This window comes from Streptomyces rectiverticillatus, from assembly GCF_013394065.1.
GTDB classification, from domain to species: Bacteria; Actinomycetota; Actinomycetes; order Streptomycetales; family Streptomycetaceae; genus Streptomyces; species Streptomyces rectiverticillatus.
On the sequence record NZ_CP040752.1, the window covers coordinates 1,757,228 to 1,767,500 of the forward strand.

Here is a 10,273-nt window from a genome sequence, read left to right on the forward strand (position 1 = left end):
GGCGCACTCACTGCTGGGCCACCCTCCGGCGCCGTACGAGGTGGATGAAGACGGGCCCGCCGACGACGGCGGTGACGATGCCGGCCTGGAGCTCTCCGGGCCGGGCGACGACCCGCCCGATGATGTCCGCGCCGAGCAGCAGCACGGGCGACAGGACGGCGGCGTACGGCAGGATCCAGCGCTGGTCGGGGCCGGTGAGGGCGCGCACGAGGTGCGGGACGATCAGGCCGATGAAGACGATGGGCCCGCAGGCGGCGGTCGCGGCGCCGCACAGCAGGGTGACGGCGGCCATCGCGAGGACGCGGGTGCGGGCGGGCCGGGTGCCGAGCGCGCGGGCGCTGTCGTCGCCGAGCGCCATGGCGTTCAGGGGCCGGGCGAGGGCGAGGGCGAGCAGCGTGCCGGTCGCGATGAAGGGCAGGACCTGCCGGATGACGTCCGCGTCGGCGGAGGCGAGGGAGCCGACGGTCCAAAAGCGCATCCGGTCGAGCGCGGCGGAGTCCATCAGCTGGACGGAGTTGACGTAGCCGTAGAGCGCGTACGTCGCGGCGGTGCCGGCCAGGGCGAGCCGTACGGGCGTGGCGCCCCGGCTGCCGCCGAGCACGTGGACCACGACGGAGACGACGGCCGCACCGGCGAGGGCGAACCATATGTAGCCGCCGGGCGAGCTGACGCCGAGGAAGGTGATGGCGGATACGACGGCCGCCGCGGCGCCCGCGTTGACGCCCAGGATCCCGGGCTCGGCGAGCGGGTTGCGGGTGAGGGCCTGCATCACGGCACCGGCGAGCCCGAGGGCGGCGCCGGCGAGCAGGCCGAGCAGCGTACGGGGCAGGCGGACCTCGCGCACGATGACGCCGGCCTCGCCGTGCGCGTCGTCGAACAGCCCGTGCCAGACCTGGTCCAGCGGCAGCGGCTTGGCGCCGACGGCGATGCTCGCGACGGCGACGAGCAGCAGCAGACCGGTCGCCGCGAGCAGCCCGGTCGCCCGCGCGGCATTCCGCTTACGGCTTGCCGGGGGTATCTGCGGCGGCAGCGGACCGGTGTCCGCCGGGGGCTCGGGGGGACTGTCAACCAACACGACCCTTAGGTTAGCCTACCCTTAACTCCCCCCGTTCTTGCCTCATTCTTGAGAGAAGCGCACCACCATGAGTACCCCCCGCATCTCCACCAGCTCCTTCATGTCCCGCCGCGGCCTGCTGGCCGCGGGCGGCGCCCTCGGCGCAGGTGCCCTCCTGACGGCCTGCGGGGGCGGCGGCTCGAAGGGCTCCTCGGACGGGGACTCAGATTCCGCTTCCGGCCCGTGGAGTTTCAAGGACGACCGCGGCGAGACCGCGAAGGCCTCCCGCACCCCGAAGAAGGTCGTCGCCTTCACCGGTACCGCCGCGGCCCTCCACGACTTCGGCGTCGAATGCACCGCCGTCTTCGGCCCGACCGTCCTCAAGGGCGGCAAGCCCGACCCCCAGGCCGGCGACCTCGACGTCGACAAGCTGACCGTCCTCGGCAACGCCTGGGGCGAGTTCAGCGTCGAGAAGTACGCGGCCCTCTCCCCCGAACTCCTCGTCACCAACATGATCCAGGGCACCGAGCTGTGGTACGTCCCGGAGGAGAGCAAGAAGAAGATCCTCGGCTTCGCCCCCAGCATCGGCATCAACGTCACCAAGGTCTCCCTGACCCAGGTCATCGGACGCTACGCCGAACTCGCCGGTTCCCTCGGCGCCGACCTCCGGGCGAAGAAGGTCACCGACGCCAAGGACCGCTTCGAGAAGGCCTCCGAGACCCTCCGCAAGGCCGCCCGGGACAACAAGGGCCTCAAGGTCCTCGCCGCCTCCGGATCCGCCGACCTGCTCTACGTCTCCGACCCCGGCGTCTACGCCGACCTCGCCTACTTCAAGTCCCTCGGCGTCGACCTCGTCGTCCCCGACAAGGTCACCGGCGGCTTCTTCGAGAGCCTCAGCTGGGAGAACGCCGGCAAGTACCCCGCCGACCTGATCCTCCTCGACAACCGCACCGCAGCCCTCCAGCCCAAGGACCTCGCCGCCAAGCCCACCTGGGCCGAGCTGCCCGCCGTCAAGGCCGGCCAGATCAGCCCCTGGCTCAGCGAGCCGCGCTACTCGCACGCCGGGTGTGCACCGCTCGTCGAGGCCCTCGCCGAGGCCGTTCAGAAGGCCAAGAAGGTCGCCTGACCGCCTGCCTGACCGCCTGACAGGCCCAACCGAGTCGCCTGACAGGCGCAACCGAGCGAAAGGGAAACACCCCCATGGCCGGCACCACCCTCCCGTACCGCTTCTTCGACCTGGAGGTGCTCCGCACCGAGCGGATCAGCCCCGCCATGATGCGGGTCACCTTCGGCGGCGAGGAGCTCCGCGACATCGTCACCGGCGGCCGCGACCAGCGCTTCAAGCTGTTCCTGCCGCAGGCCGGCCAGGACCGCCCGGTCCTGCCCGCGAACCTCGACGAGACCTGGTTCACCGAATGGCGCGCCCAGGACCCGGCCGTACGGGCCTTCATGCGCACCTACACCGTGCGGGACCTGCGGCAGGGGCCGGACGAGATGGACGTCGACTTCGCCGTGCACGGCGATGCGAACGGACACGGCGGCCCGGCCACGAACTGGGCCCAGGCCGCACGCCCCGGCGACCGCGTCACCGTCCTCGCCCCCGTCGTCGAGGACAACGGCGGCGTCGACTTCCAGCCGCCCGCCGGCACCGACTGGGTCCTGATCACCGCCGATGAGACGGCACTGCCCGCCGTCGCCGGCATCCTCGCCTGGCTGCCGGAGGGCACCCCGGCCAAGATCTGGATAGAGGTCCCCCACCCCGAGGACGTCCAGGACCTGCCCACCGACGCCGCCGCGGAGATCACCTGGCTGGTACGGGGCGAGGCGGAGCCCGTCCTGAGCGCCGTCCGCGCAGCCGACCTGCCCGAGGGCACGCCCTACGCATGGCTCGCCGGCGAATCCGGCACGGTCCGCGGCCTCCGCCGCCACCTGGTCAACGACCGCGGCATCGACCGCCGCGCAGTGACGTTCACGGGCTACTGGCGACGGGGGGCGACGGAGGAGGACCTGCTGGCGGAGCTGAGCTGACACCCACTCAGCCCGTCCGGCGTTTGAGGACGACGCGCGCAGCGCGGACGGGGGGCCGGGGCGCAGCCCCGGTTACGGGAAGTGGGGGTGCCCCCTCTGGGGGAGGGTGAGGGGAGAAAGCCCCCGGCCCGCCCCAGCCACGTCACAGCCCCAACCGGGCCACCACCTTGGCGGAGTCGAGCTCGCACGCCCTGTCCCCCGCAGCGGTCCACGCCACCGCACACAGCGCCCGCAGCCCGTCCATCGCATCCCCGTCGCCTTCGAGGACGAGCGCATCACCGCCGACGGACGCCGTCCACCCCCCGCACCGGAACCCGCCCTCAACCGGCACAACCTCCGGCTGAGGAACCAGCAACCCCCGCAGATCCTCGGCCACATACGTAGGCCGGTGCTCCGGCCGCGCCGCGACCAGCTGCGCGGCCGTCGTCACGCCGGTCAGCACCAGCAGCGAGTCCACCCCGCCCACGTGCGCGCCCTCGATGTCCGTGTCGAGCCGGTCGCCGACCACCAGCGGCCGCTCCGCGCCGGTCCGCAGCACCGTCTCGCGGTGCATCGGCGGCAACGGCTTGCCGGCCACCTGCGGCGTCGCGCCCGTGGCTATCCGTACGACCTCCACGGCCGCACCGTTGCCGGGCGCGATGCCGCGCCCGCTCGGAATCGTCAGGTCCGTGTTGGAGGCGAACCACGGCAGGCCCCGTGCCACCGCGTACGACGCCTCCATCAGCCGCGACCACGGCATGTCCGGCCCGCCGTAGCCCTGGACGACGGCCGCCGGGTCGTCGTCGGCCGACTCCACCGGAACCAGCCCGCGCTCCCGCAGGGCGACCCGCAGCCCCTCGGCGCCGATCACCAGCACCCGGGATGCGGCGGGCAGCTGCTCGGAGATCAGCCGCGCCACGGCCTGGGCGGAGGTGATCACGTCGGACGCCTCGGCGGGCACGCCCAGCCGGGTCAGGTGCCCGGCGACCGTCTCCGGCGTCCGCGCGGCGTTGTTCGTCACGTAGGCGAGGTGCATCCCGCCCTCGCGGGCCGCCCCGAGCGACTCGACGGCGTACGCGATGGCCTCCCCGCCCGCGTACACCACGCCGTCGAGGTCGAGCAGCGCCGTGTCGTAGGCCTCGCTGAGGGCACGCTCACTGCCGTCGGGCCGCGTACGGGCGGTCTGATTCATTCTGTACTCGCTCCTTGTGCTGTACGTCTCTTCCACGATCATTGCTCACAGGGCCGTGAGACATAACATTTCCCAATGAGCACTCCAGGCCGAGCAGGGAAAGCAGGGCAAGGTCTCCAGCTCGCCCCCTTCCGTGGGCTGCGTTATGTCCCGGAGCGGGTCGGCAGCCTCGCCGCCGTCACTTCGCCACCGTACGACGTCGTCGTACGGCCCGACGGGTTGCGTCACCTGGAGACCGCCGATCCGCACAACATCGTCAGGCTGATCCTCCCCCAGGCGGCGAGCGCCGCGGACCGGCACCGGCTGGCCGCGGACACCCTCCGCCGCTGGCAGGAGGAGCACGTCCTCGCCGCCGACCCCGAGCCCGCCCTCTACGTCTACGAGCAGCGCGGCGGCGGCATACTGCAGCGCGGCCTCATCGGTGCCCTGCGCCTCAGCCCCCGCGAAGAGGGCGTCGTCCTCCCGCACGAGGACGTCATGCCGCACATCATCGAGGACCGCGCGGCCCTCATGCGCGGCACGGGCGCCAACCTCGAGCCTCTTCTCTTCTCCTACCGCGGCAACGGCAGCACGACCGGCGCCGCGGCCGTCATCGACCGCGTCACCGGCACCGAACCGCTGCTGTCCACGACCACCGAGGACGGCTACGCCCACCGCCTGTGGTCCATCACCGACCCGCACGACCTCGAAGCGATCGGCAAGGACCTCTCCCAGCAGCACGCGCTCATCGCCGACGGCCACCACCGCTGGGCCACCTACCTGCGCCTGCGCGCCGAGCAGCCGGCCCCCGGCCCCTGGGACTTCGGCCTCGTCCTCCTCGTCGACACCGCCCGCTACCCGCTGCGCGTACGGGCCATCCACCGCCTGCTGCACCGGCTTCCGGTGGCCCAGGCGCTGGCAGCCCTCGAGGGCTCCTTCCGGGTGCGCACGATCGACGGTCCGCTGCCGGAGGCGCTCGACGCACTGACCGAGGCGTCCGAAACATCCGGTGCGTCCGGAAAAGCGGGCAACGCCTTCGTCCTGGCGGGCGACGGGCGCTTCCACCTCCTCGACCGCCCGGACCCGGACCTGCTGGCCCGCGTGGTCCCCACCGACCGCCCCGAGGCCTGGCGCACGCTGGACGCGACGGTCCTGCACTCGGTGCTGCTGGAACACATCTGGCAGGTGCCGGACAACCCCGAGAACATCAGCTACATCCACGAGACGGCCGCGGCCGTCAAGCAGGCCGAGCGGCACGGCGGCACGGCGGTGCTGATGCACCCGGTCCAGGAGGACGTCGTCCGGGAGCTGGCGGAACAGGGCGTGACGATGCCCCGCAAGTCCACGTCGTTCGGCCCCAAGCCGGCGACGGGCCTGGTGCTGCGGAGCCTGGCCCTGAACTGAACGACCCCGACCGGACGAAGAGGCCTGCACCCCGGGATCGGGGGTGCAGGCCTCTTCGTCACTGCCTGGTCACTGCCTACGGGTCAGGTCAGCGGTTGTCGTCGCCGGCCTTGTCGGCGTCAGCGGACTCCTCGGCCTGGGCGGGCTTCTCGGCCTCGACAGGCTGCTCGGCGGACGTCTCGGCCGCCTCGGACGCCACGGAGGCGCCGGACTCCTCGCCGGACTCCTCGCCGGAGGCGACCTCGTCCTCGGACTCCGCCAGCGCGTCCGTGAACTCGACACCGTCGAGCTCGGCGAGACGGTCGGAGGCGTCCGTCTGGCCGCCCTGGTCCGCTTCGAGGGCCTTGGCGAACCACTCGCGGGCCTCGCTCTCGCGGCCGACCTCCAGCAGCGCGTCGGCGTACGCGTACCGCAGGCGCGCGGTCCACGGCTGGACCGAGCTGGAGGCGAGCTCCGGGCTCTGCAGCGTCACGACGGCGGCCTCGGCCTGGCCCATGTCCTTGCGAGCACCGGCGGCGACCAGGCGCATCTCGACCTGGCCGGCCTTGTCGAGCTTGTTGACCTCGGGCTCGCCGGCCATGGCCAGCGCGCGCTCGGGACGGCCCATGCCGCGCTCGCAGTCGGCCATCACGGGCCACAGCTCGACGGAGCCGGTCATCCGGCGGGCGGCGCGGAACTCGGCGAGCGCCTCGGAGTACTTGGCCGTCGTGTACGAGGCGAAGCCGGCGGCCTCGCGCACCGCGGCGACGCGCGAGGCGAGACGCAGCGCGATCCGCGAGTAGGCGTAGGCCTGCTCCGGGTCCTCATCCAGCAGGTTGGCGACCATGACGAGGTTCCGGGCGACCTCCTCGGCGAGGCCCTTCGGCAGGCTCATGAGCTCCTGCCGCACGTCCGCGTCGATCTCGTCACCGGTGACGTCGTCGGGGATCGGCAGGCGCTTCACCGGCTCGCGGTCGCCACGGTCCCGGTCGCGCTCGTCACGGCCGCCGCGGTAACCACCGGAACGGTCGTCCCGGCCACCGCGGTAGCCGCCGCCACCCTGCCGGTCGTCACGGAACGAGCGGCGCGGGCCGCGGTCGTCACGGCGGTCGTCACGGCCGCCACGGAAACCACCGCGGTCGTCATCGCGACGCGGGCCACGGTCATCGCGACGGTCGTCACGGCGGAAACCACCGCGGTCGTCATCACGACGGGGACCACGGTCGTCGTCACGACGGAAGGAGGGACGCTCGTCACGGCGCGGGCCGCGGTCGTCACGACGGTCATCGCGACGGAAGCCACCGCGGTCGTCATCACGGCGGGGGCCGCGGTCATCGCGACGCTCATCACGACGGAAGGCGGGGCGGTCGTCACGGCGCTCGTCACGGCCGCCACGGAAACCACCGCGGTCGTCATCGCGACGGGGGCCACGGTCGTCACGGCGCTCATCGCGACGGAAGGACGGACGGTCATCGCGACGGAAGCCACCACGCTCGTCGTCACGACGCGGACCGCGGTCGTCACGACGGTCATCGCGGCGGGGGCCGCGGTCGTCATCGCGACGGAAGGACGGGCGGTCGTCACGACGGAAGCCGCCACGCTCGTCGTCACGACGCGGCGCACGGTCGTCGCGCGGGAAGGACGGACGGTCGTCGCGGCCGCCACGGAAACCGCCGCGGGGACGGTCGTAGCCACCGCGGTCGTCGCGGCGGGGGCCGCGGTCGGACGGGCGGTCGTCGCGACGGAAGCCGCCACGCTCGTCGTCACGACGCGGGGCGCGGTCGTCGCGGCGGAAGGCGGGGCGGTCGTCACGGCGCTCGTCGCGGCCGCCGCGGAAACCACCGCGGTCGTCATCGCGACGGGGGCCACGGTCGTCACGACGGTCATCGCGACGGAAGGACGGACGGTCGTCGCGGCGGCCGAAGCCACCGCCGGCCGGGCGCCCGCCACGGTCGTCGTCACGGCGCGGGCCGCGGTCGTCACGACGGTCGTCGCGGCCGCCGCGGAAACCACCGCGGTCGTCGTCACGACGGGGAGAGGGACGGTCGTCGCGGCGGCCGAAGCCACCGCCGGCCGGACGTCCGCCACGGTCGTCGCGGCGGGGGCCGCCACGCCGGTCGTCGCCGCGGTCGTCACGCCGGTACGCCGGTCGGTCGTCGCGGCGGAAACCGCCGCGGTCGCCACCCGAACGATCGTCGGGGTAGTTGGTGGGCATCGACGTGACTCCTGTCTTCGGGTACCGCAGTCATTCTCGCGCAACCGGACGACCGGCGCGCTTCGGCAGAAATACAAAAAAGGACCCTTGGTCCCAGCGTGAACGCTGGGACCAAGGGTCCTTGAAATATTGTTCGGCGGCGTCCTACTCTCCCACACGGTCCCCCATGCAGTACCATCGGCGCTGAAAGGCTTAGCTTCCGGGTTCGAAATGTAACCGGGCGTTTCCCTAACGCTATGACCACCGAAACCCTATCGGTTTCGAGCGAACAAGCACACTTTTCAATTAAGTGGTTCTGCTCAAACCAGCAACTGTTCGTTGCTTCAGAACTAACACAGTGGACGCGAGCAACTGAGGACAAGCCCTCGGCCTATTAGTACCAGTCAGCTCCAACCGTTACCGGTCTTCCACACCTGGCCTATCAACCCAGTCGTCTACTGGGAGCCTTACCCCATCAAGTGGGTGGGAGTCCTCATCTCGAAGCAGGCTTCCCGCTTAGATGCTTTCAGCGGTTATCCCTCCCGAACGTAGCCAACCAGCCATGCCCTTGGCAGGACAACTGGCACACCAGAGGTTCGTCCGTCCCGGTCCTCTCGTACTAGGGACAGCCCTTCTCAAGACTCCTACGCGCGCAGCGGATAGGGACCGAACTGTCTCACGACGTTCTAAACCCAGCTCGCGTACCGCTTTAATGGGCGAACAGCCCAACCCTTGGGACCGACTCCAGCCCCAGGATGCGACGAGCCGACATCGAGGTGCCAAACCATCCCGTCGATATGGACTCTTGGGGAAGATCAGCCTGTTATCCCCGGGGTACCTTTTATCCGTTGAGCGACGGCGCTTCCACAAGCCACCGCCGGATCACTAGTCCCGACTTTCGTCCCTGCTCGACCCGTCGGTCTCACAGTCAAGCTCCCTTGTGCACTTACACTCAACACCTGATTGCCAACCAGGCTGAGGGAACCTTTGGGCGCCTCCGTTACTCTTTAGGAGGCAACCGCCCCAGTTAAACTACCCACCAGACACTGTCCCTGATCCGGATCACGGACCGAGGTTAGACATCCAGCACGACCAGAGTGGTATTTCAACGACGACTCCACCATGGCTGGCGCCACGGCTTCACAGTCTCCCACCTATCCTACACAAGCCGAACCGAACACCAATATCAAGCTATAGTAAAGGTCCCGGGGTCTTTCCGTCCTGCTGCGCGAAACGAGCATCTTTACTCGTAGTGCAATTTCACCGGGCCTATGGTTGAGACAGTCGAGAAGTCGTTACGCCATTCGTGCAGGTCGGAACTTACCCGACAAGGAATTTCGCTACCTTAGGATGGTTATAGTTACCACCGCCGTTTACTGGCGCTTAAGTTCTCAGCTTCGCCCCACCGAAATGGAGCTAACCGGTCCCCTTAACGTTCCAGCACCGGGCAGGCGTCAGTCCGTATACATCGCCTTACGGCTTCGCACGGACCTGTGTTTTTAGTAAACAGTCGCTTCTCGCTGGTCTCTGCGGCCACCCCCAGCTCAGGAAGTAAATTCCATCACCGGAAATGGCCCCCCTTCTCCCGAAGTTACGGGGGCATTTTGCCGAGTTCCTTAACCATAGTTCACCCGAACGCCTCGGTATTCTCTACCTGACCACCTGAGTCGGTTTAGGGTACGGGCCGCCATGAAACTCGCTAGAGGCTTTTCTCGACAGCATAGGATCATCCACTTCACCACAATCGGCTCGGCATCAGGTCTCAGCCTTAACGTGTGACGGATTTGCCTACCACACGGCCTACACCCTTACCCCGGGACAACCACCGCCCGGGCTGGACTACCTTCCTGCGTCACCCCATCGCTTACCTACTACCACCTTGGGTCAGCGGCTCCACCACTCCCCTTCACCCGAAGGATCCAGGGCGGCTTCACGGCCTTAGCATTAATGGATTCGATATTGGGCGTTTCAAAGCGGGTACCGGAATATCAACCGGTTGTCCATCGACTACGCCTGTCGGCCTCGCCTTAGGTCCCGACTTACCCTGGGCAGATCAGCTTGACCCAGGAACCCTTAGTCAATCGGCGCACACGTTTCCCACGTGTGTATCGCTACTCATGCCTGCATTCTCACTCGTGAACCGTCCACAACTCGCTTCCGCGGCTGCTTCACCCGGCACACGACGCTCCCCTACCCATCCCAGCGGGCGTTAGCCCTCATGCTGGAATGACACGACTTCGGCGGTACGCTTGAGCCCCGCTACATTGTCGGCGCGGAATCACTTGACCAGTGAGCTATTACGCACTCTTTCAAGGGTGGCTGCTTCTAAGCCAACCTCCTGGTTGTCTCTGCGACTCCACATCCTTTCCCACTTAGCGTACGCTTAGGGGCCTTAGTCGATGCTCTGGGCTGTTTCCCTCTCGACCATGGAGCTTATCCCCCACAGTCTCACTGCCGCGCTCTC

The 10,273-nt window shown here is 69.3% G+C and carries 6 protein-coding genes, 2 rRNA genes and 1 pseudogene (1 of these 9 only partly in view); 3 read left to right on the forward strand and 6 right to left on the reverse strand.

Features of this window, described 5'->3' with window-relative positions; all coding sequences use genetic code 11:
* Window positions 1-7: 7 nt before the first annotated feature.
* Entirely contained in the window at window positions 8-1,018 is a 1,011-nt protein-coding gene (locus FGW37_RS07385; protein ID WP_425506638.1) for a FecCD family ABC transporter permease, read from the reverse strand.
* Window positions 1,019-1,142: 124 nt separating this feature from the next.
* Here FGW37_RS07385 and FGW37_RS07390 point away from each other — a divergent pair, with 124 nt between their 5' ends.
* Both FGW37_RS07390 and FGW37_RS07395 read left to right on the forward strand, forming a co-directional pair.
* Window positions 1,143-2,180: an ABC transporter substrate-binding protein gene (locus FGW37_RS07390; protein WP_179080325.1), complete on the forward strand. Its 1,038-nt coding sequence runs from the start codon at window positions 1,143-1,145 to the stop codon at window positions 2,178-2,180.
* Between the two features lie 74 nt (window positions 2,181-2,254).
* The gene (locus tag FGW37_RS07395; protein ID WP_179080326.1) at window positions 2,255-3,082 is read left to right on the forward strand and encodes a siderophore-interacting protein; all 828 of its coding nucleotides are present in this window, start codon (window positions 2,255-2,257) and stop codon (window positions 3,080-3,082) included.
* 142 nt (window positions 3,083-3,224) lie between these two features.
* Here the strand turns inward: FGW37_RS07395 and FGW37_RS07400 are convergent, their stop codons facing one another.
* On the reverse strand, window positions 3,225-4,253 hold the full coding sequence (locus FGW37_RS07400) for an HAD hydrolase-like protein (RefSeq protein ID WP_179080327.1): 1,029 nt from the start codon (window positions 4,251-4,253) through the stop codon (window positions 3,225-3,227).
* Window positions 4,254-4,328: 75 nt separating this feature from the next.
* Between FGW37_RS07400 and FGW37_RS07405 the strand changes: the two genes are divergently transcribed.
* The gene (locus tag FGW37_RS07405; RefSeq protein ID WP_179080328.1) at window positions 4,329-5,636 is read left to right on the forward strand and encodes a DUF1015 domain-containing protein; all 1,308 of its coding nucleotides are present in this window, start codon (window positions 4,329-4,331) and stop codon (window positions 5,634-5,636) included.
* An 88-nt stretch (window positions 5,637-5,724) separates the two neighbouring features.
* Here FGW37_RS07405 and FGW37_RS32980 read toward each other — a convergent pair whose 3' ends face one another.
* The 4 genes and pseudogenes from FGW37_RS32980 to FGW37_RS07420 all read right to left on the reverse strand — a co-directional run.
* The gene (locus FGW37_RS32980; RefSeq protein ID WP_218650640.1) at window positions 5,725-6,525 is read right to left on the reverse strand and encodes a tetratricopeptide repeat protein; all 801 of its coding nucleotides are present in this window, start codon (window positions 6,523-6,525) and stop codon (window positions 5,725-5,727) included.
* 450 nt (window positions 6,526-6,975) lie between these two features.
* A pseudogene (locus FGW37_RS33830) lies at window positions 6,976-7,830 on the reverse strand (hypothetical protein); the annotation flags it as partial.
* Between the two features lie 131 nt (window positions 7,831-7,961).
* A 5S ribosomal RNA gene (gene rrf, locus FGW37_RS07415) occupies window positions 7,962-8,078 on the reverse strand.
* A gap of 105 nt (window positions 8,079-8,183) precedes the next feature.
* Window positions 8,184-10,273 (reverse strand): 23S ribosomal RNA (locus FGW37_RS07420) (it continues 1,033 nt past the right edge of the window).